A 26,777-nucleotide genomic window follows, 5' to 3' on the forward strand; every position below is an offset into this window, starting at 1 on the left:
GGGGCACTTTGTCAGCGCCTTTAAGACAGAAAATATGGTCTTAAGAATCCTCGTCGCTTTAGCGCGAGGAGTGTCAACAGTTGTGAACCACGCTGCTAGATTGCACCTACCGACTGAGCGGGCAGGTGGCTTTTGTGTCTGCGGGCGCTAACGAAAGCAACTCAACAGCGCAGTCAGCAAAATAACGCTAAAGTTACTATCTACCTGATTCCGCTGCAAGGCTACCCTTGCGGACTCAGGGAAAAAACACCCAAAAAACCCGCGCTAGCGCAGCTATCCGGTAGGGAATTGCCTGCAATGTCTGTAGTTGCAGGGCGGCGATCGCCCAAAGAATCACTGCTTTTTCACAGCAGGGTATTCTAGGAGACATCTCCGAGGCGATGCGAGCGACATAATTTAAAATTGGCAAACAGGGTTTCAGTCCTCAGTGCAGGCAGCATCGACGTAAATTTTTATCTAAATCAGCTTGCTATGTGCTGTTTCAAGATTTACTAAGATCCCACCACTCGGCAGCATTCTCTCTCCGAGCTATAAAAACAAATCAACCACACAATCACCGAAATAACTTTCAATCAACATGGGTAATACGATCGATCCAAACAGCAACGTGCATCAGACTCAACGAGGAACTCCCTATGCCGGCCAAAGCTGGTTAGTGGAAGAAAGAGATGCCTGCGGTGTAGGCTTTATTGCCAACCAAAACGGTAAAGCTACTCACTCGCTGATTCAAAAAGCTCTGCCAGCCTTAACTTGTCTGGAACACCGCGGCGGTTGCAGCGCCGACCAAGATTCCGGCGACGGTGCGGGTTTGATGACCGCGATTCCTTGGGAATTGCTGGATGCTTGGTTTGCCGAACAGGGAATTGTGCCCCCAGCACGGGAAAACTGCGGCGTGGGAATGCTGTTTTTGTCTCAAGATAAATTTCAAGCGACTATAGCGCGGCAGGTGGTTGAGCAAGTTCTGACCGATCGCGGGCTGATACTTTTGGGATGGCGCAAAGTTCCCATTGTACCCTCGGTTTTGGGCCCGCAAGCGCTAGAAAATCAGCCTCAAATCGAACAAGTAATTGTCAGTTCACCGGACTTAACCGGAGACGAACTCGACAGACAGCTATTTCTGGCCCGCCGCACGATCGGACACGCCCTATCAAATCGCCCCAACTTCACCCGCCGAGAATTTTATACTTGCTCTTTTTCCTGCCGCACGATCGTCTATAAAGGCATGGTGCGATCGGCCGTACTAGCAGAATTTTACCCAGATCTGAAAAATCCCGCTTATAAAAGCTCCTTCGCCGTCTATCACCGCCGCTTCAGCACCAACACCATGCCCCGCTGGCACTTAGCCCAGCCGATGCGCTTGCTGGGACACAACGGCGAAATTAACACGCTGTTGGGCAATATTACCTGGATGAAGGCGCGACAAGCCAATTTGTCTCACCCGAATTGGAGTCAAGCCGACATCGACACGTTCAACCCAATCGTCAATCCCGAAAGCAGCGATTCGGCCAACTTGGACAACGTGATGGAATTGTTGGTGCACTCCGGCCGCACTCCCCTAGAATCCCTGACAATTCTGGTGCCGGAAGCTTACAAAAATCAGCCGGATTTGGCCACCTATCCCGAAATTGTAGATTTTTACGAATATTACAGCGGCATTCAAGAACCTTGGGACGGCCCGGCCTTGCTGGTGTTCAGCGACGGCAAACAAGTAGGTGCTACGCTCGATCGCAACGGTTTGCGTCCGGCCCGCTACTGCATTACTAAAGACGGTTTGGTAATTGTCGCCTCCGAAGCCGGAGTTGTCGATATTCCCGAAGCAGATATTGTCGAAAAAGGCCGTTTGGGGCCAGGACAAATGATTGCAGTTGACCTGCAAACCCACGAAATTCTCAAAAATTGGCAGCTAAAACAGCGAATTGCTAAGCGCCACCCCTACGGCGAATGGCTGAAACAAAACCGCGAAACCTTGGAACCGCAGCCTTTTGCGGAAACGGCAACCCTGGAACCGCAAACACTCTTAGCAACCCAAACTGCTTTTGGCTACACCGCCGAAGATTTGGATATGGTGATTGTGGAGATGGCGAGTTCTGGGAAGGAACCGACTTTCTGCATGGGCGATGACGCTCCTTTGGCCGTACTCTCAGAAAAGCCTCAGTTGCTGTACAACTATTTCAAACAGCGGTTCGCTCAAGTGACAAATCCGCCGATCGACCCCCTGCGCGAAGGGATGGTGATGTCACTCACAATGAATGTAGGCTTGCGGGGCAATTTATTGCAAACAATCCCGGAAAATGCCAAGCTGCTAAAAATTGATTCCCCGGTACTCAACGACGCTGAACTGTGTTTCTTGAAAGACCAAAAGTCTTTCCCCGCCACCGAATTGTCCACTCTTTACAAAATCGCTGCAGGGCCCGGAGGTTTGAAAACCGCAGTCGAGCAACTTTGTCAAGAGGCGGCTGAAGCGGTGCGCGAGGGTTCGAGAATTCTGATTTTGAGCGATCGACTTTTGAAGAAAGAAGGCAATGTATCTTCGGGTGGATTGAGTGCTGAATGTACTTACATTCCTCCGTTGCTGGCAGTTGGTGCGATTCACCACCACTTAATTAGCGTTGGGCTGCGGATGCAAACTTCGCTAGTTGTCGATACCGCCCAATGTTGGAGCACTCACCACTTCGCTTGTTTGATGGGTTACGGTGCGGTGGCTATTTGCCCTTACTTGGCATTGGAAAGCGTGCGCGGCTGGTGGTTTGACACCAAAACTCAAAATTTGATGCAGCACGGCAAAGTTCCCAAAATTACCGTCACTGAAGCTCAAGCTAAATACCGCACAGCGGTGGAAAATGGCTTGCTGAAGATTTTGTCGAAAATGGGGATTTCGCTGCTGTCTAGCTATCAGGGGGCGCAAATCTTTGAGGCGATCGGCATTGGCGGTGATTTGCTCGATTTGGGCTTCAAAGGCACTGTTTCTCGCATCGGCGGTTTGAGTGTGGCGGAACTGGCTAACGAGGTAATGTCTTTCCACAGTCAGGCTTTCCCAGAATTGATTCTGAAAAAGCTGGAAAACTTCGGCTTCGTGCAGTACCGCCGGGGCGGTGAATATCACATGAACAGCCCGGAAATGGCTAAGGCTTTGCACAGGGCTGTGACTACTTTTAAGGCTCAAACTAACAGTAATGGCAATGGGGCCGAACCAAAAATGACACCAAGTGGTGACAAAAATGGTGCAAGTGCCTACGACCATTACGAGGTTTACAAGCAACAGCTAGAAAACAGGCCGGTAACGGCTTTGCGAGATTTGCTGGATTTTGCGAGCGATCGCCCTGCCATCCCCATCGAAGAAGTCGAATCTGTAGCAGATGTTGTCAAGCGCTTCGCCACCGGCGGAATGTCCCTCGGCGCTTTGTCCCCGGAAGCCCACGAAACTCTCGCCATTGCGATGAACCGCATCGGTGGCAAATCCAACTCCGGCGAAGGCGGGGAAGATCCGGTGCGCTACAAAATGCTAAACGATGTCAGCGAGGCTGGTTTCTCACAAACTCTACCTCACTTGAAAGGTTTGCAAAACGGCGATACAGCTTCTTCATCGATCAAACAAGTAGCTTCCGGGCGTTTCGGGGTAACTCCTGAGTACCTGATGAACGCCAAACAAATCGAAATCAAAATCGCACAAGGTGCGAAACCGGGTGAAGGCGGTCAATTGCCGGGGCCGAAAGTGAGCGAGTATATTGCTTATTTGCGCCGATCGAAACCGGGTGTCACTTTGATTTCGCCTCCTCCTCACCACGACATTTATTCGATCGAGGATTTGGCGCAGTTGATTTTTGACTTGCACCAAATCAATCCGAAAGCAGGAGTTTCGGTGAAGTTGGTGTCGGAAGTCGGCATCGGGACTGTAGCCGCCGGTGTGGCCAAGGCAAATGCTGATGTGATTCAAATTTCCGGTCACGATGGCGGCACCGGTGCTTCGCCATTGAGTTCGATTAAGCACGCAGGTTCTCCGTGGGAACTCGGATTGACAGAAGTTCACCGGGTGCTGATGGAAAATAAATTGCGCGATCGAGTTTTGCTCCGCGTTGACGGTGGCTTCAAAAGCGGCTGGGACGTGATTGTAGGCGCTTTGATGGGCGGCGAAGAGTACGGTTTTGGCACGGTGGCAATGATTGCTGAAGGCTGTATTATGGCTCGCGTTTGTCACATGAATAGTTGTCCGGTGGGCGTAACAACTCAACAGGAACACTTGCGGAAACGGTTCCCCGGAACGCCGGAGCACGTTGTTAATTTCTTCTATTTCGTAGCAGAAGAAGTGCGGAGTTTGTTGGCGAAATTGGGTTATAAGTCGATCGCAGATATCATCGGCCGCGCGGATTTGCTGACAATGCGCGAAGGGGTGCAACTAACTAAAACTCAAGCGATTAATTTGGATTGTTTGACTAAGTTGCCGGATACTAAGGGCGATCGATCTTTCTTGATTCACGGCGATATTCACACCAACGGGCCAGTGTTGGATGATGATTTGTTGGCGGATGCTGAAATTAAAAGTGCGATCGCCAATCAAACCAGTGTTAGCAAGAGTGTAAAATTGCTGAATACCGATCGCACTGTGGGCGCAAGAATCAGTGGTGCGATCGCCAAGCAATACGGTAACACCGGCTTTAGCGGTGAGATCGTCCTCAACTGCACGGGTAGCGCGGGCCAAAGCTTCGGCGCGTTCAATTTGCCGGGAATGACGCTGCGACTGTCAGGCCAAGCCAACGACTATGTTGGTAAGGGAATGCACGGTGGCGAAATTGCGATCGCACCGCCGGCTGGTGCGACGTATGATGCTTCCGAAAATGCGATCGTCGGTAACACTTGTTTGTATGGTGCGACGGGAGGAACTCTGTTGGCTGCGGGTAAAGCTGGCGAACGGTTTGCGGTGCGAAACTCGATGGCGAAAGCTGTGATCGAGGGTGCGGGCGATCACTGCTGCGAGTACATGACTGGCGGCGCGATCGTCGTGTTAGGAAAAGTCGGCCGCAACGTCGGCGCTGGAATGACTGGCGGCTTGGCTTATTTCCTCGATGAAGATGGGACTTTCCCAGCTCACGTCAACGGGGAGATTGTGAAGATGCAGCGCGTTTGTACGGCGGCTGGGGAGGCGCAATTGAAGGAGTTGATTGAGGCTCAGCGCGATCGAACTGGCAGCAAGAAAGCTGAAAAGATTTTGGCAAATTGGGCTGAATATTTGCCTAAGTTCTGGCAAGTTGTGCCGCCAAGTGAAGCGAATTCGCCGGAGGCTTCGGAACAAAAGATTGCTGTGGAAGTTTAATTTTCCAGTTGATTAAATAGATGAGGGGCGACGCGAGTTGCCCCTTTTTTGCATCTACCGGACTTACACGGATAGTTCACAAAACCTCAAAAAACCCTCTTGCTCCTCCTTAGCAACGGGGTAAAAAAAGTCAAGCAACAACGAAAAACCCTCTTGCTCCTCCTTAGCAACGGGGGTAAAAAAGCCAAGCAACAACGAAAAACCCTCTTGCTCCCCCCCTTAGCAAGGGGGGGCTGGGGGGGGGTAAAAAAAGCCAAGCAACCTCAAAAAACCCTCTTGCTCCCCCTTAGCAAGGGGGGCTGGGGGGGTAAGAAAAGCCAAGCAAGCAACGAAAAAACCCAAATAAAAAATGACAAAACTTTACAACAAAACCTCAGAAAAACTCAAGCGACAGCGGCTTCGCAGAGAAATGACAAAAGCTGAAAAACGTCTCTGGGAGAAAATCAAAAACAGACAGCTTGAGAATTGTAAATTTCGCAGACAGTACAGCGTAGCAGAATTTGTGATCGATTTCTACTCGCCGGAAATCAAGTTAGCACTAGAAGTTGACGGTGATAGTCATTTTCAAGAAGATGCTGTAGAATATGATGCGGAAAGGCAAGAATTTATTGAATCAGCAAGAATTAATTTTTTGAGGTTTACAAATGATAATGTTTATCATAATTTGGATGGGGTTCTAGATGTGATTGTAGATGGGATTAAATCGCTGAGAACATTAGGTGTTTTACCCCCCCCCAGCCCCCCCTTGCTAAGGGGGGGAGCAAGATGGGATAACAGGGGATTAAATCGCTGAGAGCATTAGGTGTTTTACCCCCCTTAGCAAGGGGGGAGCAAGACAACAGGAGATTAAAAATTACCTCAAAGGTCAAGAATTAACCTTTAAATCCCGCACAAATTGCATAATTGGTCGGCAAAAATTGTTATCCCAACATTCCAGACGAAGACAAACACCGATCTAATATTATATCAAATCTGTCTGGCGATCGGCATTCGCGGAGGTGCTGTTTTCCACATCAAATCTATTTCTTCCGGTGTCAATCCGTAAGCTTGATTCACTAAGTCAGATAAACGGTGTTCGAGTCTCAACGCCTCAGCTTTGCGAGATTGAATGGCCGGTGCATATTCATTATAAGTTTCGCGGACTGCTTTTAGTCCAGCAACACCGAGAGGATCGGAGGATTTAGTTTTTGGCATTCGCTTTCTGATTTCTGATACGAATTCTGCAAAGGAAAGGGCAGAAAAGTCTTCGAGTTTTTGTCCGAGTTTATCAATTAAATAAGTGATTTCCAGCCATTGCAAGACATCTCGGTGAGTCTCTTGATTAGTTTTGGCAATTTCAATTAAACGGCTGACAATTAATTCGACTTCGGCACGAATTTGGTCAGTTGGTGGTGCGATCGGAAGCTTTTCCATCAATTCGCCGACGGGACTCAGTGCGTCATCTTTCATGTGCGGCAAATACCGCCAATTGTGCCACCAGATGAGTGCTGAATTAAGCACTCCCAAGATATACAATTCAGAAGTCGGAATAATGAAAGCTTTATTATTTGTTAAATAACCCCTATTATCATAGCTATATGCTGGATGAAATTGAATTTCTTGATAGCTCAGTTTAGGCTGTTGAAATAGGTTGCAAAAAGATGGTGAGGCTTGCCACTGCCACCATAATTGTTTGCCTGCTCTTGCTTCTAACTTAGTTCTATATTTTTCCAGATGAGATTTTATCGTAGGATAGTTTTCTATCTCAATCTCTCTATGAGCAAAGATTATCCAAACTTCATCCCATTGAGGACACCAGCGTTTTATATCCTGACCTCGCAATAATGGCTTGATAATTTCAGCGGACTTAGGGTCAGCTTTAACTAGACTATTTTTAGTAGCTTCATCAATTAAAAAAGCTTCATTAAATCCTGTTTTTATGCCATATAAAGGCTTAACCCCTGCAAAATCTTTGAGCGGAACTCCAACTTGTTTTATTTTCTGCATCAACTCATCAACAGCCGGAGGTTCCAGACTCCAAGCAGTCGCAGTGAAACGATCTCGCGAAATTTGATAACCGTGTTCTTGAACGTATTGTGTAAGATTGATATTAGCAAGTTCCTCGCGCGGCACAGGACAAACCATCGCCGACGAATTAGGTTCAGATTTACCTCGATCAATCTCGGTTTCAGTTTCAGAGATAGATGGAGATGGGTGAGGTTTCCTGACTGCGACAATACAGGGAAAAGTATCAGCATCCTCAAAAATGGGCGCGTGTCCGAAATCAATAATTTGCTCTAGTAAACCTTGACTGGCAAAGAACTTGCGTAGAGGTTCGCCGTATCCAGACCTCAGCCATTTATTCGTGACAATATACGAAAGCACTCCCCCCGGTTTCAGAATCTTTAATCCGAGTTCATAAAAGTAAGTATAGAGGTCTGCTACGCCGTGATATGATTCATAATTTGCTTGCAAATATGGTTTAATTGGAGACAGCAACTCCTGCCGCACGTAAGGCGGATTGCCAATGACAACATCAAAACCGCCATCAGCAAAAATCTGGGGAAATTCAGCTTGCCAATCAAACGCTGTATCTGCTACATTACTGTCAGCGACGATCGAGTTTCCCGCTTTAATATTATCATCCAAATAAGTCAGCGTTTTCCCCGCTTGGGCTGTCTTCAACCAGAGAGAAAGTTTGGTAATTTCCGCCGATTCCGGCAGCAAATCTACGCCGTACAGGTTGTTGCTTAAAATGCTTCTGTCAAATTCCAGCGAGTTGCCGTCTTTTGGCTTACATCCCAAAGCATTCAATTCGCGATCGACTCTTTCGTACTGCTGCATCAAATAATCGAAAGCCGCAATCAAAAAAGCACCCGAACCGCACGCCGGATCGATAACTCGCGTTTTTTGCAGCACCTCATCTCGATAGGCTTTCCAAAACTTAATGGCAGTTTTCTTTGGGGGCTGAACCGACTCTTCAGCAACTTCGCCCATTAGGAAGAAATCGCGCAACTCTTGCTCTCGCCGATGCAAATAGCCGCCCAGAGAAACCTCGACAATATATTGAGTAATATAAGCTGGCGTGTAAAACACACCTTGAGTTTTCCGCTTGCCTTTTTTCGGATTGTATTCCTGTCCGGTAGTTTCAGCATTTAACTCTTCCAAATCCGTAACAGACTGCTCGAAAATATGCCCCAAAATATCAACAGAAACTTCGGTATCAAAATCAAATCTGGTCAGCTTATTAAGCAGACTGCATAAGGGATTTGGCACAGTCAATTGTACGTCTAAAACCGGATCGAATTTAAATAAACCGCCGTTGTATCCCGGTACGGGAGGGTCGTCATTTCCCACATCAACCCAGCGGAATACAGATTGATAATTTTCCCAAATTAATCGAGGATTGTATTGGTCTTTGTGGTCGTGAGCGTTCTTGAGGGTGTTGCGCGGCAGCAATCCTTTATCTTCACAAAAAGCAATGAATAAAACGCGGTCTAAAGTTTTTTGAGCTTTTTCGATCAGTATTCGATCGCGATTGGGAATGTCCTGCGGCCCGGTAAAGCGAAAATGCTTGACGAGAGCGAGTCGAATTGCTTTGTATTCTTGATATAATTTATTGGTAATTTCCTCTTGAGCTTCGTCAGAGTCTTTTAACAGTCTGTCGATCGCAGAAACTGTTTGAGCTTGATTTGAAGAAGGCAAAAAATTGCGCCTGCATAGCAGAAAGTAAAACCGCTTAAAAGCTTCAAAATCCGCCAAGTCAGTCAGAAAAAATTGTTCATAATAAGCGGGAGTTTTATTGGTATGATAAAGTCGCAATTCTCGATAATTCGAGACGATAATCCAGCGACAATCGGGTGTATAATTAGCGTAGCGCCAACCTTGGTCAACGGCTGACTCGGCTCGCCCGGATGCGGGACGGTCTAAATCATTTTTTGCTCCCTTGAGTTCTATCGGAGCCACCACTTTACCTTGCAGGGAAACGGCTTTGCCTTGAGGATTGTCAGCAGCAGTAAAAAAGCCGATCGCCCCATCAGCAGAACCGCCGCCATCAGATATCGTTTGTTCCGCGTTAATTTCCCAAGCTTTCCCCGCACCTTGAATTACCGATCTATATCCCAAAACATCCTGAAAAATATCATTAATAAAACTGCCGTGCAGGGAAATTTCTTTGATTTCGTCTAAGGTACCCGTTTTCAGTGCAGCAATCCACTTTTCCAATTTTTGGCGGCGCACTTCCATATCTTGCGGAAAGCTAAAAGCGCGCAAAGCGGTGTTGAGTGTTTTGCCGTGAAAAAGGGCGCGAGTAGAGCGATTTGTCATCGTTTAAAAGCAGATTAATCAAGTTAATTTTACCGCATCTAAGTGCAACAACGGCTGAGATTTTGCCATTCTCCCATCCAGCTACACTCAAAACGGGCGATCGCTCTTCGTTGATGAGCCTCCCGCAGGCGCCGGCTTCCCTAACGCACCTACCCTCAAAAAAGGCGATCGCGCCCGCCACGATCGCGCCCGCCGCCCCTCAATAGCTCAGCCCGATCTCATTTACTTTGCATATCGTAATTATTAGGTAGAGCTATCATTTTTTCTCAGTGCCTTTCCGCTGCTCCCTGCGGGTTTTACAGCAATAATTAAATGCGCGTAAGCTAATCTGCACTGAGCCAAAAGTTTTGTTACAATAGGTACGCTGTTACAAATCGTAACTTATGCTGATTTCTATTTTAATAATTGACGTAGCCCTAGTAGCCTGGTCTTTGCACCTAATGCAAGAGGCGATCGCACAACGCGAATTTTCACTAATGCTAGCCGGGATCCTAGTTGCGGCCTCAGCCGCAGCCCTGGTAGTCGTCTACTTCCTCATGGGCTCTTGCTTGAGCCATTTAACCGCAATATCCCAACACACTTATTAAATAATAGTAGGGATTCGTTCATTGAAAAGCAGCCAGGAGATTTAAAAAAAAGTCCAAAGCCTTGCCAGTTCAAGGCTCCAAACTATTTTTTCAAAAAGGCTTGACAAACATTACTCCATTAAGGCATGATTGAGAGCGCGAAAAGAAAGGGGAATTAGCTCAGTTGGTAGAGCACTACAATGGCATTGTAGGGGTCAGCGGTTCGAGCCCGCTATTCTCCATAAACAAGATTAGATCAACAAAATTAGATCGGACGGCGGTTGAAAGTGCCAGCGTCTTCTTAAATTCGATCGCACTTTCCCGTAAAATTAAAACAATCTACCCGCAAAAAAAGCAATTATCCCGTGGCAAAGTCAACTGAACCCAAAAATCCAGAGAGGCCGAGCCAGCTTGCGCGATCGCCTCTGTACGACCTATCATTACAGCTCAAAGGTCGGATGGTACCATTTTCCGGGTGGGAGATGGCAGTGCAGTACGCAGGCATCAGCAGCGAACACCAAGCAGTACGCCAACAAGCTGGAATGTTCGACATTTCCCACATGGGAAAATTCTGCTTGAGAGGGAAACAACTAATCGAAAAATTTCAGCCCCTAGTACCCTCAGACTTAAGCCGCTTGCAACCAGGTCAAGCTCAATATACAGTCTTATTAAATAACCAAGGCTGCATCATAGACGACATTATTTTCTACTGCCAAGAACCAGACGCTATCACTGGCGAAGAACGTGCAGCAATCATTGTCAACGCCGCCACTCGCATCACAGACAAAGCCTGGATAGAAGCCCACTTAGCCTCTAGCGAAATTAGTTTTACCGACATCTCCAAAAACCAAGTTTTAATCGCGATTCAAGGCCCGGAAGCTGTCAACTATCTCCAGCCTTTTGTGGAAGAAAACCTAGCACAAATTAAGGCATTCGGACACTTAGAAACAAACCTGTTGGGACAGCCGAGTTTTATCGCCAGAACAGGTTACACCGGCGAAGATGGATTTGAAATCATGGTGGATATAGAAACAGGCAAAAAACTCTGGCAAAAATTCCTCAATGCTGGCGTTGTTCCCTGCGGATTGGGGGCCAGAGATACCTTGCGTTTAGAAGCAGGAATGGCACTTTACGGCCAAGATATCGACGACAGTACCACACTTTTAGAAGCTGGATTGGGTTGGGTAGTTCACCTCGACAGCAAAGGCGATTTTATTGGGCGCGAGGTTTTGGAACAGCAGAAAGCCAATGGAGTATCGAAGCGGTTGGTAGGGTTAGAAATGGAAGGGCGGCACATTGCGCGCCACGGCTATCCGGTAATATTTGAAAGCGAAACAGTAGGAGAAGTTACTAGCGGTACATTGTCGCCTACCTTGAATCGGGCAGTAGCCCTCGCGATGCTTCCGGTAAAATTAGCGAAAATCGGCCAGCGGTTAGAAGTCGAGATTCGCGGGAAAAATTACCCGGCGACGGTGGTTAAAAAACCATTTTATCGCTCTCCCAACCGCCCAAATTAAATGTAGGGTGCGTCAGCTCAAATTATCTGCGCTGCAAATCGAAAAAATCGCGGGCTGACGCACCCTAGGAGTTGCTATTGCGAAAGCATTTTAGCAAAATCCCGCAAAGTTGTAGCATAGCGATCGCCCGCCACGTCCATCAAATCATTGTGTCCGGCGCGATCGACCCAAAAATTGAATTTAGGCTGCTTAGCGGCCGCAAAAAGCTGCTCTCCATGCCAAAAATGTACCACCTCATCAGCCTTACCATGAATCACCAAAACAGGCGATCGAACTTTGCCAATCTTATCAATATTCACAAACTTGTCAAAGGGTAAAATCGGAATCCGCGTCAACACCCGAAAAACCGAAACAAAGGAACTTTCAACGACCAAACCACCAACTTTTTGCCGCGATGCCAAATCAATTGCCGGCCCACCGCCCACAGAACGCCCATAAAGAATAATGTGCTTTGCAGATACTCCCAACTGTTGGGTTAAATAATTATAAACAGCATCAATGTCACGATAAGTATTATCCTCAGAAGGATTTCCCTGACTCGTGCCGTAACCTTGATAATCATAGGCAAACACCGCAAACCCGCTATCTCGAATTTCTCCGACTAGCCACAAAATGTCGCCCAAGTCTTCCGCATTCCCGTGACTGTAAAGTATAGTATATTTAGCTTGCGGGTTAGGAAAATGAACAGCAGAAATTTTCATACCATTAGCTGAGCTAACTTTGATAAATTCCCTGCTATCACTCTGGCTAGATGGCGGAGGTTGAAAAATTAGCCGTTCTGAAAAAAAGAAACCATAAAAACATAGAAATGCGTAAATAAAAATTATAGATCGCATCAGTCTTTTGACAGAAAATTCTCCAAAAAGCAAGCGTTTAATATTTTTTTTGTTCCACTTATTCATCAATCAATGCCCATAGTTCACTAAGATTTACTGAATACTTTGTTTATTGCGAGAAAAGACATGGCACTAACATACCCCGATGACCTGAAATACCTAGACACCCACGAATACATCCGACTCGAAGGCGAAATTGCCACGATAGGCATCAGTGCCTTTGCAGTTGACCAACTCGGCGATATCGTGTTTCTAGACTTGCCAGAAGTCGGTGCAGGCTTGGAAAAGGGCGAAGCTTTCGGTACAGTCGAGTCTGTGAAAGCAGTTGAAGATTTGAAAGCGCCTGTTACGGGTACAGTCGTAGAACGCAACGATGACATTATAGAGTCTCCCGAAAACTTGGCTGAAGACCCCTATGGGGCTGGCTGGCTGCTGAAAGTGCGCGTTGACAGTCTCAGCGACACCAGTGATGCTTTGTCTGTCGAAGAGTACCGCAAAATGGTTGAAGGGGAATAGGGGAGAGGGGGAGAGTGGGAGAGTGGGAGAGTGGGAGAGGGGGAGAGGGAGAGTGGGAGAGGGGGAGAGTGGGAGAGTGGGAGAGGGGGAGAGTGGGAGAGGGGGAGAGGGGGAAATCGTTTCTCTTCCATCTTCCCTCTTCCCTCTTCCTTCTTCCATCTTCCCTCTTCCATCTTCCCTCTTCCATCTTCCCTCTTCCATCTTCCCTCTTCCTTCTTCCTTCTTTTGTGACTAAATGTTACAAACAAAGAAGCAAAAGTTAACTCAGGAGAATCCGCCTTGGTACTCTACAGCCCGAAAGTTGAACCCAGCCAGCAGCAAAACCTTTCCCCCATCGGTGGTTTTGCGGGGCGGCACATTGGTCCGACACCCAGCGAAATCCAGCAAATGCTGGATGTTTTGGGTATTTCCAGCCTTGATGAGTTGATTGACAAAACTGTTCCAGCGGCGATTCGCATGAATCAACCCCTGCAACTTCCCGCAGCGCAAAGCGAGTACGCTGCTTTGGCAGAATTGAAAGAAATTGCTGCAAAAAATCAGATATTTCGATCGTACATTGGGACGGGATATCACGACTGCATCACACCGCCGGTCATCCAGCGGAATATCCTGGAAAATCCCGGCTGGTATACAGCTTACACTCCCTACCAAGCCGAAATTGCCCAAGGACGATTGGAAGCTTTGCTGAACTTCCAAACGATGATAATCGAGCTCACGGGTTTGGAAATTGCTAACGCTTCTTTGCTGGATGAGGGGACTGCGGCGGCGGAAGCGATGGCGGTAAGTTACGGCGCTAGCAAAAAGGGGGCAAAAGCGTTTTTTGTTTCCCGAGATTGCCACCCTCAAACTATTGAAGTGGTGCAAACTCGCGCTAAACCGCTGGGAATTGAAGTTATTGTGGGCGACCATCAAAGCTTTGAGTTCGATCGTACAATCTTCGGCGCGCTCCTGCAATACCCAGCAACAGACGGCACAATTTACGACTATAGGGATTTTATTCGATCGGCACACGAAGTCGGCGCATTAGTCACAGTAGCCGCCGACATTTTAAGCCTTTGCTTGCTTACGCCCCCCGGCGAATTCGGCGCTGACATAGCCGTAGGAAGCACCCAGCGCTTCGGAGTGCCGATGGGATTCGGAGGGCCCCACGCAGCCTATTTCGCCACAAAAGAAGAGTTTAAACGGCAAGTTCCGGGGCGAATTGTCGGCGTTTCCAAAGATGCCAACGGCAAGTCTGCGTTACGCTTGGCTTTGCAAACTCGCGAACAGCACATCCGCCGCGAAAAAGCAACTAGCAATATTTGTACTGCTCAAGTTTTGCTGGCAGTGATGGCGAGTATGTATGCTGTTTATCACGGCCCGTCTGGACTCAGAGACATTGCAGAAAAAGTATGGAGTTTAACTGCACTTTTGGCATCCGGTTTAAGAAGCTTCGGATACAAAATTGGTTCTCAACCTTTCTTCGACACTCTGCGAGTAGAATTGGGAGACAAACCGCTGTCAGAACTTCTAGCAACTGCCCAACTTCGCAACATTAATCTTCGAGTTTTTGATGAGGCGACAGTCGGAATAACTTTAGATGAAACTGTTACTGTTGAAGACGTGCAAGATTTATGGGAAATTTTCGGACAGCATAAGGATTATATCAGGGTCGAGGGGCAGAACGCTCTCAACATTCCGCTGGATGCAGACGCATTAAATTCCTATTTGACTTTACCAGATTTTTGCGATCGCACAACCAGCTATCTCACCCATCCAGTTTTCAACAGCTACCATTCCGAAACCGAACTGTTGCGGTACTTGCACCGTTTAGAAACCAAGGATTTATCGCTGAATACATCGATGATTCCCTTGGGTTCCTGCACGATGAAATTGAACGCAACAGCCGAGATGCTGCCGGTAACTTGGGCCGAATTTGGGAATATACATCCCTTTGCACCCCGCAATCAAACTCGCGGCTATCAAATGATGTTCGTGCAACTCGAACAGTGGCTGGCAGAAATCACCGGTTTTGCGGGAATTTCTTTGCAGCCAAACGCCGGTTCCCAGGGAGAATACGCGGGATTGTTAGTCCTTCGCCAATACCACGAACACCGAGGCGAATCTCACCGCAATATCTGTTTAATTCCCCAGTCAGCCCACGGGACAAATCCGGCTAGCGCAGTCATGGCGGGGATGAAAGTAGTTGCTGTCGAGTGCGATAGTCAGGGTAATATTGATGTCGCCGATTTACAGAAAAAAGCCGAGAAACACAAAAATGAACTCGCTGCTTTGATGGTGACATATCCATCTACCCACGGCGTGTTTGAGTCAGAAATTAAAGAAATTTGCGAGATTGTTCACAACTGCGGCGGACAAGTTTATATGGACGGCGCAAATATGAATGCTCAAGTTGGTTTGTGCCGCCCCGGTGATTTTGGTGCTGATGTTTGTCACTTAAATTTGCACAAAACTTTCTGCATTCCTCACGGCGGCGGCGGGCCTGGCATGGGGCCGATTGGAGTTATGCCTCATTTGGTGGAATTTTTGCCCAGTCATTCTATTCTTAACAGCGAACAGTCAACAGTTAACAGTCAACAAACATCTGTTGGCGCTGTTTCTGCCGCACCTTGGGGAAGTGCCAGCATTTTGACTATTTCTTGGATGTACATTCGGATGATGGGAGGAGTGGGTTTAACTGAGGCGACAAAAGTTGCAATTCTTAATGCTAATTACATGGCGCATCGGTTAGAATCTTATTATCCGGTTTTGTATAAAGGCAAATCGGGTTTAGTGGCGCACGAGTGTATTCTGGATTTGCGCCTTCTCAAAAAATCTGCTGCTATTGAAGTTGATGATATCGCCAAACGCTTGATGGATTACGGCTATCACGCGCCGACTGTTTCTTGGCCTGTCGCGGGTACGGTAATGGTGGAACCGACGGAAAGCGAATCGAAGCAGGAATTAGATTGTTTCTGCGATGCGATGATTGCGATTCGAGGCGAAATTGCGGAGATTGAAAAAGGCAATGTTGACGCGCAAAATAATCTGTTGAAAAATGCGCCGCACACCGCAGAATCTCTGATGGTTGATGAGTGGAACCGTCCTTATACTCGCGCGCAAGCGGCTTATCCGACTGCTGGAACTCGCGAATATAAGTTTTGGCCTGCGGTGGGCCGGATAGATAATGCTTTTGGCGATCGGAATTTTGTCTGTTCTTGTTTGCCAATGGAGGCTTACAGTCAAGGTTAAATAAGTCTCTCCGGGTGGGCCAGGGCACCTTACACACATACTATTGTGGGAGTAGGGGTTGGGCTTCTAGCCCGCCCAAAAAGTTATATCTAAATGTATAAGCTGTCGGACATTTAAATTGTATGTTCAGGGCGGGCGAGACGCCCCACAAGACGGGGAATTGTTTCTTGACATATAATTTATATGCAAAACAGCTTAACAGCTTATTAACCTAGATAAACGCGCCGAAAACGATTTAATAAAAGAATCCAAAAATCCCTAAGTAAAATAAAAAATGAATGCACGATTTTTGTGGCTGTCTCCCGAAAATAAACCTCGTTGGCTGGTTCTATTTTTATTGGGTTTAATCGCCGCTTTCGCAATCGCTGTAACCGCAGCTTACTTCAAAAGCGCGATCGCCCAAACAGCAAATCTCACCTTATCTGTAGACGTTACAGCCGATCGACATCCCATATCGCCAGACATCTACGGTATGAACGATTATGCCCTAGATCCGGCCCTGGCGCAAGAGTTGCGAATTCCGGTGGAACGCTGGGGCGCAAATCACACCAGCCGCTACAACTGGTTAGTCGATTCCTCCAACAGCGGCGATGACTTCTTTTTCATGGGCGGCGGCGACAACAAAAACCCGATTCCCGGCGATTCGATCGACAAAATTGTCAAAACCAACCGCAATAACGGTAGCAAAAGCATCGTTACCATCCCGATGATTGGCTATGTAAATAAATTGAGCATCTGGAACTGCGGCTTTCGAGTATCGAAATACGGCCCGCAAGAAAAAACAAATCCCTACATTTTTCCAGAAGGCGATAAGTGTGGCAACGGTAAGCGTCCCGACGGCACTTTGATAACTGATAATAACCGCCTCGATGTTAGTATTGTTAGCAATCCAGCTTTCCAGAAACCTTGGGTTGAACACTTAGTTAAAACCCACGGTACTGCTGCTAACGGCGGCGTACAAATTTATCAAATGGACAACGAACCAAGCGGTTGGGGAAACACTCACCGCGACGTTCATCCAGAACCGACAAGTTATGACGAATTGCGCGATCGCACTTACCAATATGCGTCAATGGTAAAAGCCACAGATCCCACCGCTAAGGTACTCGGCCCCTCGGATTTTGGCTGGCCTGTTTATGTGGATTCGGGAGTAAAGGGCGATCGCCAGAAACACGGTGGCGTCTGGTTTGCGCGGTGGTACTTGCAGCAAATGCGCGCTTATGAAAAGCAAAAAGGTGTTCGGATTCTCGACTATTTCGACGAACACTACTACCCTATCGTCGATGACCTCTGTGTGGCGAATTGTCCCGCCGGCGATGCTAAGACGCAAGCAGCCAGGTTGCGATCGACTCGTTCTCTGTGGGACAGCACTTATACTGATGAAAGTTGGATCGGTAAATCTAACCCGCCACTAACAATTATTCCCCGGTTTCGAGACTGGATAAAGCAGGATTATCCAGGTACAAAAGTCGCGATTACTGAATACAATTGGGGCGGTTTAGAGTCGATTAACGGCGCGTTGACTCAAGCCGACATCCTGGGGATTTTTGGGCGGGAACAACTCGATTTGGCGACGCTGTGGGGGCCTCCGAAGTCTTCTGAACCGGGTTCCTATGCCTTCCGAATGTACATGAATTATGACGGGAAGAGCAGCAAGTATGGGGATACTTGGGTGCGATCGCACAGCACAGATCAGGGACTTTTGTCAATCTACGGATCGCAACGCAGCAGCGACGGTGCTTTGACGCTGGTAATTATTAACAAAACCAGCCAAAAGTTGACCGGCAACTTGAGTTTGAAAGGATTTAAGCCGATCGCCAAAGCTCAAGTTTACACTTACAGCGAGGCGAATTTGCGGGCGATCGTCCGTCAGAGCGATGTAGGTGTCAGTGATACTGGATTCCAGGCAACTTACCCCGCTAATTCTATCACTTTGGTTGCCATTCCAAAAGCGTAATACAAAATCCCTCTTATTCTTAGTCCGCGCACCATCCGGACTTTGTATGTGTAGTAGCGGTTTCAACCGCCGAGTATAAAAGGGGTTTAAAACTACTAAGCATCAAGCATCCAAGCAACACACTTTTTCATTTGATTGCTCATTGTGTCTCGATCGGCATTATACCTGCGGCCGTGTCCCGGCAACACCCATTCAAACGAGTAATTAGCCAAATTCTGCATAGATTTGATTTGTTCCGGCCAAGAATACCAACAGACTTCGTGAAAGCCAACTAGCTGCTGCAAACTTTCCGACCAAGCAAGATGATCGCCGCTGAACAAAAACTTGTTATTGTAAAGCAAAACTGTGTGAGCTTTCGTGTGACCTGGAACAGGTATAATCAACAAATCATCGGCTAATTGATGCAGTTCGCTGCCTGATAATTGAATTTCTACACTGCGAGTATCCGCGTTAATTTCATCAGCATGGAGAATGCGATCGCACCCAAAATGATCGTGGTATTGTTGATGATCTGCCACATCATCGCGGTGAGTCAAGTACAGATAGCGAATGCCGCCCATAGCTTCTATGTTTTTGACTAGCGGCGGCACAAAACGGGGAGAATCAACTAAAATGTTTCCTTCGGGGCGGACAATTAAATAACTAGCTGCGCCGTAAGATTTCTCTGAGTGGTAGCCGCAGTGGTAGACATTTTGTGTTACGAGTGCGGGCAAATGTTGCTGAACTTCTTTGATCCTTTTGGGTTTTTCAACAGTGCCGATCGAACTTGTGGGACAAGACAAAAGAGCCGCGAGCGATCGCATTTCTTCAGTTTCATTAGTTGGCTGCTGGTAAACCGCAGACTGTTCTCCCGCTTGACCAAATACTTCAGGTGCCATCCACCGACAAGTATCACAGTCAATGCAGGTACTGTCTACATAAAAGTTACCATTAATATTTTCAGTACGCCTCCGATTAATGTTAGCCATTTTTCTACCTCTTAATAACCCATATAAATTATGGTAACTTACTCTAACGACTACCCCCGACATCCTGCCGGAGGTTTAAACGCCCGTCTCACAGACCAAGCCGATTAAAACTCACCTCTTGCACCATTCTCAAGAACGGGCAAGATGCCCGTTCCACAAGAGATTAATATTCTTGTGGAACAGGCATCTTGCGTTCATAAAAGGATTATTGACAATGGTGCAAGATCTAAGTTTCAATCAACAATTCTACCGCTGCTCCGCTGGAAAAGCACCCGCTTTCACCGCCACAGTAACAGGTTGTCCGCCGCGACTCAATTCAAGCTGCAGATCGCTGCCCACTGTACTTTTCTCGACAATTTCTTGTACGCTGCCAGCATCGCTGACTTCTGCACCATTTATTCTCTTGATCACATCGGCAACGCGAACTCCAGCTTGTGCCGCCGGAGAATTTTTGGCAATTCCCAGAACTAACACGCCTTTATCTTCAGTCAGCCTCAATTTGGCGTTGGGATTTTTATTGAATTCTGCCTTGACTTCGGGAGTAATGCTCAACATCCGAACGCCGAGATAAGGATGTTCGGCTTTTCCGGTTGTTACTAATTGGTTGGCAATTTGTTGTGCTCGATCGATCGGAATAGCAAAACCCAATCCTTGAGCGCCTTGAATAATCGCCGTATTCATGCCGATAACTTGACCGCGCTGGTTCAGCAGCGGGCCACCGGAATTGCCGGGATTGATCGCAGCATCGGTTTGAATAAAGTTGACGCGCTTGTCGGGAACACCGACATCGGCGCTAGAACGGCCTGTAGCGCTAATAATGCCCACAGTCACAGTATTGTCCAAACCGAGGGGATTACCGATCGCGATCGCCCATTCTCCCGGCTGTAACTCTTCAGATTTACCCAAACTCACCACAGGCAAATTGTTAGCTTCAATTTTAACAACAGCCACATCAGTAACTGTATCTACGCCTAAAACTTTGCCGACAAATTCGCGACCATCCTTCAGTTTTACCGTCACCGTATCCGCGCCATCAACAACGTGAGCGTTAGTCAAAATGCGGCCGTCGGAACCAAAAACAAAACCCGAACCTGAACCTTTTTCTACCCGATTTCCCCGCGCAATCGGAGATTCTGAACCGAAGAAGCGGCGGAATTGCTCGGGAATCTCATCTGGAACTTGGTTCGTTACCGTGCGAGACGAATTGATCCGCACCACTGCAGGGCCGACTTCCTGTACAACTTTAGTGACAAAATTAGAGTCTTGAGAGGGCAGTATATTCGCAGGCAATGCTGAGATTGGCGCTGTAGTTGAAGGTTCAGCTTGAATGGCGTTAGAACTTCCAGGAACTTGAGAAGTTAGGGCGTTGCACCCAACAGTTGCGGTGGAGCCGAGCAAAATTAGGGATAAAAAAGCCAGTTTTTTCGGCAAATAAAAACGGCGAGAACGCACAGTTGTAGCAGGCATATTTTTGGTTGACATAGTATTGAGTTGGTGGGAGTTAGAGCGAGAGTTATAATTAGTATTTTGCATTTTTAGCACCTATTGTAATTAAGTTAGAACTAAAGGCTCTTTAATTTTAATTCAAGCATTGATGAACTCTGCTTGACTGGTGGGGTTTACCCTACAGGCTGGGGTAGAAACCGGACAATCGCAGGCAAATTGTTTGTGGATTCCAGCTTTTGAGTGCGATCGAACTGGGTCTGCACTGGCGAATTACTGCCTGAGTGCGATAATACAAACTACGCTAGCCAGCTCGCATATTCCGTATTTCCCGCAAACTTTTCACAGGATTGATATCCGAAGTCAACAACAATCCTGCACTCAAAAAAACCAGGATTCTAGGCAAAATCTTCGTTGTGAGCGATCGACGTTAACCTAGAAACGGGGTTTTTGACCCCGCCTGCATCGAGGAAGCATAGCAGCTAAAGCACCGGAAAGCCTCACCCTAAAGCAGGAATTCAGTTGACAGTTGACAGTTGACAGTTGACAGCGACTGCTACCTGGAAGGAAGAGGATTGGAGTAATGAATAGTCTTCTTTTAATTTCTCCCTACAAGGGTTCCGGCTTTAAACCAATTCTTTCTGGTAAAAAACTTCTAAAGCCTCAAGCTAAAGTACAAACTAAACTAAGTCAAAATAGCCTGCAAAAATTTTATTCAAATCTCAAATTTGAACAGATGGAGGAATTTTATTGCTCCATATTTTCAATGGAACTAACCGAATCGATTTCCCTCGACTTGTTCCTCGAACTCTCCAAAATATCAACAGTATTCTTAATAAAACCAGCCATCGGCACAGCCACTAACAAACCTGCTACTCCTGCCACCTTAACCCCCACCAGCAGCGCCACTAAAATCCACACAGGATTGAGACCGATAAAACCGCCTAATAACCGAGGAGCAACCCCGCTTTCAATTATTTGCTCAATTACTGTAGCGACAGCTAAAACTGTGACGCCGAGCCAAAAGTTGTTTAATGTGATCAGCAAACTGACAATGCAAATACTGAAAGGTGCCCCGAAGGGAATCATAGTCATTGCACCCACACCCAAGCCGAACAGAAGTCCGAAGGGAACTCGCATAATTAAAAAAGCAACAGTGATAGACAGTCCCATCAAACCCGCCAAAGTTGCTTGCCCGACGAAGTAGTTGTGGAAGCTTCGCGCCAGCAACTCTCGCAATTGAAGGCTCAGTTTGGAAGGAAACCATTTAAACAATCCTTCCCATACGCGATCGCCGTGCAAGAGCAAGTAGAATGTCACGACTATTGTGAGGAGGAAATTCAACAGACTGTCTGCAGCACCCAAGCCAAATTTGAGAATTTCGCCAGTGAGAGACTGCAATTGAGATGAAAGTCGATCGCTCAATTGGGTAGTCAAACCGCTGACATCAATGCGGAGATTGCGATTTTCCGCCCAATTGTGGAATGCTTCAATCTGTTCTGTGCCAGAAACTATCCAAGTCGGCAGTCGGGTAGCGAGTTCAGTGATTTGGTTTAGCAGAATGGGAGCCAGAGTGATACCTAAAACCACCAATACCAGTAAAGTCAAAAACAATACCGACAAAACGGCTCGATCGCGCTTCAAGCCGTATCTGTGCAGAAAGCGCACAGGATAATCTAGCAAAAAAGACAGCACTGTAGCCACTACCAAAACTGTAATCAGGGCGCGAAAATATTCAAAGACTAGGAGGGCTAACCAGCAGTTGAGTACCGCTAGGGGAAATACCAGTCCGTAAGTCCACCACTGCGAAAGTTGAGTGAAACCTCTCATCTAAGTTAACCGAGTTAAAATTTGAGATGCAAGATGTGAGATTGACGCTGCTATTCGCCGTTCTCCCTTAAACATTTTATGTTGCATTTAATTTATACCAGCCTGCTAAAAATTCCCTGTTGCTCGACCAGCAGCAGAAATAGGGTTGCGGGCAGGCACTGCCTGCCACAACCATGTTATATCGTTTCCGCTGGCATGGATATATTATCGGCAAAATAATTTATTTTTTGCTCTTGGCACGAAAGCAGTTTGCCGCTCGCAATTCAACCTTTTTCCCCGTGCCGTTCGAGAGCTAATTGAATTAAACGGTCTACTAATTCCGGGAAAGAAATGCCGTCCGCTGCCCACATTTGCGGATACATACTGGTAGCTGTAAAGCCGGGAAAAGTGTTAATTTCATTAATCAAAACTTCTCCGGTGGATTCAATGTAGAAAAAGTCTACTCGCGCTAAACCTGCCGCGTCTATAGCCAAAAATGCTTGCACTGCCATTTCTTGGATTTGGGAGACGATCGCACCGCTGACTTTTGCCGGGATTGAGCAGTCGGCTTGTCCCTGGGTATATTTAGTTTCGTAGTCGTAGAAATCGCTTTGAAAAGTAATTTCTCCCACCGTTGAAGCTTTGGGGTTGTCGTTGCCTAAAACTGCACATTCTAATTCTCTAGCAACCACACCCGCTTCGACAATTATCCGCCTGTCGTAGCTGGCGGCGCTATCGAGAGCTGCTTCTAACTCAGCGCGCGATCGAGCTTTAGAAATTCCCACAGACGAACCCAAATTCGCCGGTTTAACAAAGCAAGGATAGCCCAATTCTGCTTCTATTTTATCACATAGTTTGGGGAAAACGCAAGGATTAGACCAGATTTCGGAACGGTTGACAGCGATGTATTTTACCTGTGGCAAACCAGCGTGAGCAAAAGCCATTTTCATCGCAATTTTATCCATTCCCAGCGCCGAACCTAAAACCCCCGAACCGACAAAAGGAAGTTGCATTAATTTCAGCAACCCTTGCACCGTACCGTCTTCGCCATTTGGCCCGTGCAAAACAGGGAACCAAACATCTACGGCATTAAAATTAGGAAACTGTCCAGCGGGAGAGTCGTCTTGTCCTGTTTGTTCCTCTATTTCCAGAGGTTTTCCGGTGGCTAAGACTTGTTGAGGTAATGTTCCCGACAGCCAGCGGCCGTTTTTTTGAATGTAAAAGGGCAGAACTTCGTACTTAGAGGCATTTTCGTCATCCGCGAGGGCACGGGCGATCGCCCGCGCCGAACTAATCGAGACTTCATGTTCGCCCGATCGCCCGCCGAAGAGTAACCCAATCCGCATCTTCGTCATTTTTCCATACTCCCGGTACTTTTTGACAAATATACACGCACAGAGCGCAACTAAGGCACATACGAACCGCTTTAAGACTACTTATCTCCACCCTTCCACCCTTCCTCTGTGTCCTCTGCGCTCTCTGCGGTAAAAAAATCACATCTTCTTAGAAAAGTTCACCAGTAAGCCGTCCCCTCTCTCATTCCGGTGCTATTCAAAGGATTTCCCCTGTCAAACTAAAAGCGCGAATATCTGTAATTTTAACCCGCACAATTTTACCAGCCAATTCAGCGATATCGCCCTTAAAAAATGTGAGGCGATTGCCGCGAGTGCGCCCCATCACCTGAGTTAAATCTTTGAGATTTTGAACTTCCACCAAAACCTCTTCAGTGCGTCCGAAATAGCGCTGCGATCGCTCCATCGCCGTTGTTGTGACTACATGATTGATTCGTTGCAGGCGATCGGCCTTCACATCCTCACTCAACTGATTTTCCCACAAAGCTGCCGGTGTTCCCGGACGCGGCGAATAAGCAGCAGTATTCACCAAATCGAAACCAACGTCTTCGATTAACTTCAAAGTCTTCTCAAACTGCGCTTCCGTCTCCCCAGGAAAACCGACAATCGCATCCGCAGTAATCGAAGCATCCGGCATATAACGGCGAATTGTATCAATAATCCGGCGGTATTTTTCCTGAGTATAACCCCGCGACATCGCCTTCAAAATATCATTATCTCCCGACTGAAAAGGAATGTGAAAATGTTCACAAACCTGCGGCAATTCCGCACAAGCCTTAATCAATCTTTCCGTAAAATAGCGCGGGTGGCTAGTAGCAAATCTGAGGCGATCGACCCCAGGAACATCCTGCACAAAATAAAGCAAATCCGTCAAAGTATGCTGGTTGCTGCCGTCCGGTTTCGTCCCAGGCAAATCGCGCCCGTAAGCATCAATATTCTGCCCCAACAAAGTTACTTCCTTGTAACCTTGACGACCCAACTCCTCCATTTCTGCCCGAATAGCCTCCGGCATTCGTGACTGTTCAACCCCGCGAACATTCGGCACAACACAATAAGTGCAGCGTTCATTGCAGCCATAAATTACATTCACCCAAGCAGTCACCTTACTATCACGGCGAGGCTTAGTAATATCCTCCATAATCTCCACAGCTTCAGTCGCCACAACTTGATTTCCCTGAAAAACTTCTTCCAGCAAATCTTCAAGTCGGTTAGCGTGTTGCGGCCCCATTACTAAGTCCAATTCCGGCACTCTGCGAAGCAGTGCTTCACCTTCCTGCTGCGCCACGCATCCAGCCACAACTAAAGTCAAACCAGGTTCTTTGCGCTTGCGATGAGCTTGCCTTCCCAGGTTAGAATAAACTCTTTGTTCGGCATTGTCGCGAATCGTGCAAGTATTGTAGAGAATCAAGCTAGCTTCGTTCGGGTCTTCCGAGAACTCAAAGCCCATATTTTCCAGAATGCCGGCCATCCGTTCCGAGTCGGCTTTATTCATCTGGCATCCGAAAGTCGTGATGTGATAGCGGCGGGGTTTAACAGTCATGGCGAATTGCAGGCAAATAAAAAATATAGGTTTTCAACCTTAACACTTTATTATAACACTTCTGTGTTAAACGACATACGTCTGGTAATTGGGAATTTTAGTAATTATAGGGTGTGCAATGCGCCCCTTATCGCTACAAATATTTTTAGATACCGACAAAATCTGCGAAGTCGGGTATCTGGCTATTCGTTTTTTTTAGTTAGATAAAAACTGTAAAATTGTTTTGGCAATACCTTGTGCAGCCAAATAAGGAACCCCATTGCCAACAGTTTTAAACATATTAGTCAACGTCATCTTAGCCGGCAGTGCAAAATCTTTTGGCAGTGACTGAATAGCCAGTGTTTCTGCAACTGAAAGCCTGCGAAGTTTGTAAGGGTGCAAGTGAACTTCGTTATTGCCGTAACAAGCTGTTGGCGAATAACGCCACCGATGCAATCGCTTGAAAGATTTTTTGGAATCATCTCCTTCATCAACGGAAGCAAACCGCTTAATGCCTGCTTTGGGTTGGAAATAGTGTTTGGCATTGGGATGGTTGAGAACGTCATTTTTTTGGAACCAAAATTCTACCGTTAAATCTTGGAAAATGCCATCAGGACAAGGCAAGAAACCATCCTCTGCAAAGGCCGTTCTATCCGGCCAAGGATGAGAAAAGATTTCTGATTTGGGATATAATATCTGACTTTCCCAACTAAATAAACTTTCGGATAACATTTGGCTTTTTTCATCGAGGGAAATGCCCAGATTTTTGACAAGGTTTTTTCTAAGTCCAATCAAAATAATTCTATCTCTATCTTGCGGCACACCGTATTCTATCGCATTAATTAAACGTTCGGCAAAAACGTATCCCGAATTGGCCAACTGATGTTTTAGTTCGTCGTAAAAAGATTTATGTTTTTTGGTTCTCCACAGACCTTTGACATTTTCAAATAAAAAGAAATCTGGCTGCTGCTGACAAATCAATTCAATGTATGAAGCTGAAAGTTGACCTTTGTCTCCTTCCCCGCCTCGGTTTTTGCCACCAATAGAAAAATCAGGACAAGGTGGCCCCGCGATAAATCCTACAATATCGTGATGCTTGCGGGCATCCTGCATCAATTCCCGCAGGCGAAAAGCTGGTTCTCCCCCTACAAGTCGAGTTACATCTGCTTCCTCTCCTTCGCAATATCCGTATTCTGGTAGCGGCAAATTCAGGCACTGCCGAGAATAGCGGTATGCTTGCATGAATGGTGGGAAAATTTCATTGACATACGCTACATTAAAGCCGCTTAATTCAAAACCCAAATCGAGGAAGCCTGAACCTGAAAAAAATGAGAAAATACAGGGAATTGGGAATTGGGAATTGGGCATGGGGAATTGGGAATTGGGAATTGGTAATTGGTAATTGACCGGGGCGGGGCGGGTTTATGAGATTATTAATTTGAGGCGATTA

The 26,777-nt window shown here is 47.0% G+C and carries 17 protein-coding genes and 1 tRNA gene; 9 read left to right on the top strand and 9 right to left on the bottom strand.

Annotated features, from left to right (window positions below; genetic code table 11):
• Positions 1-235 precede the first annotated feature (235 nt).
• Positions 236-409 (bottom strand): hypothetical protein, encoded by a 174-nt coding sequence (locus QUA58_RS17430; RefSeq protein ID WP_333253439.1) that lies wholly within the window; start codon positions 407-409, stop codon positions 236-238.
• Between the two features lie 168 nt (positions 410-577).
• On the opposite strand from QUA58_RS17430, the gene QUA58_RS17435 reads away from it, so the two are divergent.
• Entirely contained in the window at positions 578-5,308 is a 4,731-nt protein-coding gene (locus QUA58_RS17435; RefSeq protein WP_333395032.1) for a glutamate synthase-related protein, read from the top strand.
• Between the two features lie 349 nt (positions 5,309-5,657).
• Positions 5,658-6,101 carry an endonuclease domain-containing protein gene (locus QUA58_RS17440; protein WP_333395033.1) on the top strand — a complete coding sequence of 148 codons (444 nt, stop codon included), beginning with the start codon at positions 5,658-5,660 and terminating at the stop codon, positions 6,099-6,101.
• 173 nt (positions 6,102-6,274) lie between these two features.
• On the opposite strand, the gene QUA58_RS17445 is transcribed toward QUA58_RS17440, so the two are convergent.
• Positions 6,275-9,613: an Eco57I restriction-modification methylase domain-containing protein gene (locus tag QUA58_RS17445; RefSeq protein WP_333395034.1), complete on the bottom strand. Its 3,339-nt coding sequence runs from the start codon at positions 9,611-9,613 to the stop codon at positions 6,275-6,277.
• Between QUA58_RS17445 and QUA58_RS17450 the strand changes: the two genes are divergently transcribed.
• The 4 genes from QUA58_RS17450 to gcvT all read left to right on the top strand — a co-directional run bounded on the left by QUA58_RS17450 (position 9,607) and on the right by gcvT (position 11,696).
• A complete protein-coding gene (locus QUA58_RS17450) occupies positions 9,607-9,819 on the top strand; it encodes a hypothetical protein (RefSeq protein ID WP_333253448.1) in 213 nt (70 codons plus the stop codon). The two genes, QUA58_RS17445 and QUA58_RS17450, sit on opposite strands and share 7 nt — an antisense overlap.
• A 177-nt stretch (positions 9,820-9,996) precedes the next feature.
• Positions 9,997-10,200: a hypothetical protein gene (locus QUA58_RS17455; RefSeq protein ID WP_333253451.1), complete on the top strand. Its 204-nt coding sequence runs from the start codon at positions 9,997-9,999 to the stop codon at positions 10,198-10,200.
• A gap of 148 nt (positions 10,201-10,348) precedes the next feature.
• Positions 10,349-10,421 (top strand) — tRNA-Ala (locus QUA58_RS17460).
• Between the two features lie 123 nt (positions 10,422-10,544).
• Positions 10,545-11,696: a glycine cleavage system aminomethyltransferase GcvT gene (gene gcvT / locus QUA58_RS17465; protein WP_333395035.1), complete on the top strand. Its 1,152-nt coding sequence runs from the start codon at positions 10,545-10,547 to the stop codon at positions 11,694-11,696.
• Between the two features lie 74 nt (positions 11,697-11,770).
• Here the strand turns inward: gcvT and QUA58_RS17470 are convergent, their stop codons facing one another.
• Positions 11,771-12,598 carry an alpha/beta hydrolase gene (locus tag QUA58_RS17470; RefSeq protein WP_333395037.1) on the bottom strand — a complete coding sequence of 276 codons (828 nt, stop codon included), beginning with the start codon at positions 12,596-12,598 and terminating at the stop codon, positions 11,771-11,773.
• Positions 12,599-12,658: 60 nt separating this feature from the next.
• On the opposite strand from QUA58_RS17470, the gene gcvH reads away from it, so the two are divergent.
• From gcvH to QUA58_RS17485, 3 genes are all read left to right on the top strand, one after another.
• Positions 12,659-13,048 carry a glycine cleavage system protein GcvH gene (gene gcvH / locus QUA58_RS17475; protein WP_333395039.1) on the top strand — a complete coding sequence of 130 codons (390 nt, stop codon included), beginning with the start codon at positions 12,659-12,661 and terminating at the stop codon, positions 13,046-13,048.
• 279 nt (positions 13,049-13,327) lie between these two features.
• The gene (gene gcvP / locus QUA58_RS17480) at positions 13,328-16,279 is read left to right on the top strand and encodes an aminomethyl-transferring glycine dehydrogenase (RefSeq protein ID WP_333395040.1); all 2,952 of its coding nucleotides are present in this window, start codon (positions 13,328-13,330) and stop codon (positions 16,277-16,279) included.
• 274 nt (positions 16,280-16,553) lie between these two features.
• The gene (locus QUA58_RS17485; protein ID WP_333395042.1) at positions 16,554-18,236 is read left to right on the top strand and encodes a glycoside hydrolase family 44 protein; all 1,683 of its coding nucleotides are present in this window, start codon (positions 16,554-16,556) and stop codon (positions 18,234-18,236) included.
• A 95-nt stretch (positions 18,237-18,331) separates the two neighbouring features.
• Here the strand turns inward: QUA58_RS17485 and QUA58_RS17490 are convergent, their stop codons facing one another.
• From QUA58_RS17490 to QUA58_RS17515, 6 genes are all read right to left on the bottom strand, one after another.
• Positions 18,332-19,204 (bottom strand): MBL fold metallo-hydrolase, encoded by an 873-nt coding sequence (locus tag QUA58_RS17490; protein WP_333395044.1) that lies wholly within the window; start codon positions 19,202-19,204, stop codon positions 18,332-18,334.
• A 246-nt stretch (positions 19,205-19,450) separates the two neighbouring features.
• Positions 19,451-20,737, bottom strand: a complete 1,287-nt coding sequence (locus QUA58_RS17495; protein WP_333395045.1) for an HhoA/HhoB/HtrA family serine endopeptidase — start codon at positions 20,735-20,737, stop codon at positions 19,451-19,453.
• 657 nt (positions 20,738-21,394) lie between these two features.
• Entirely contained in the window at positions 21,395-22,477 is a 1,083-nt protein-coding gene (locus QUA58_RS17500) for an AI-2E family transporter (RefSeq protein WP_333253463.1), read from the bottom strand.
• 263 nt (positions 22,478-22,740) lie between these two features.
• The gene (locus QUA58_RS17505; protein ID WP_333253465.1) at positions 22,741-23,811 is read right to left on the bottom strand and encodes a D-alanine--D-alanine ligase family protein; all 1,071 of its coding nucleotides are present in this window, start codon (positions 23,809-23,811) and stop codon (positions 22,741-22,743) included.
• A gap of 196 nt (positions 23,812-24,007) precedes the next feature.
• The gene (gene miaB, locus QUA58_RS17510) at positions 24,008-25,348 is read right to left on the bottom strand and encodes a tRNA (N6-isopentenyl adenosine(37)-C2)-methylthiotransferase MiaB (protein WP_333253467.1); all 1,341 of its coding nucleotides are present in this window, start codon (positions 25,346-25,348) and stop codon (positions 24,008-24,010) included.
• A 195-nt stretch (positions 25,349-25,543) separates the two neighbouring features.
• Positions 25,544-26,695, bottom strand: coding sequence for a DNA cytosine methyltransferase (locus QUA58_RS17515; protein WP_333253469.1), 1,152 nt, complete (start codon positions 26,693-26,695; stop codon positions 25,544-25,546).
• Between the last annotated feature and the right edge of the window lie 82 nt (positions 26,696-26,777).

The organism is Microcoleus sp. N9_A1 (assembly GCF_036701795.1).
Classification (GTDB): Bacteria; Cyanobacteriota; Cyanobacteriia; order Cyanobacteriales; family Microcoleaceae; genus Microcoleus.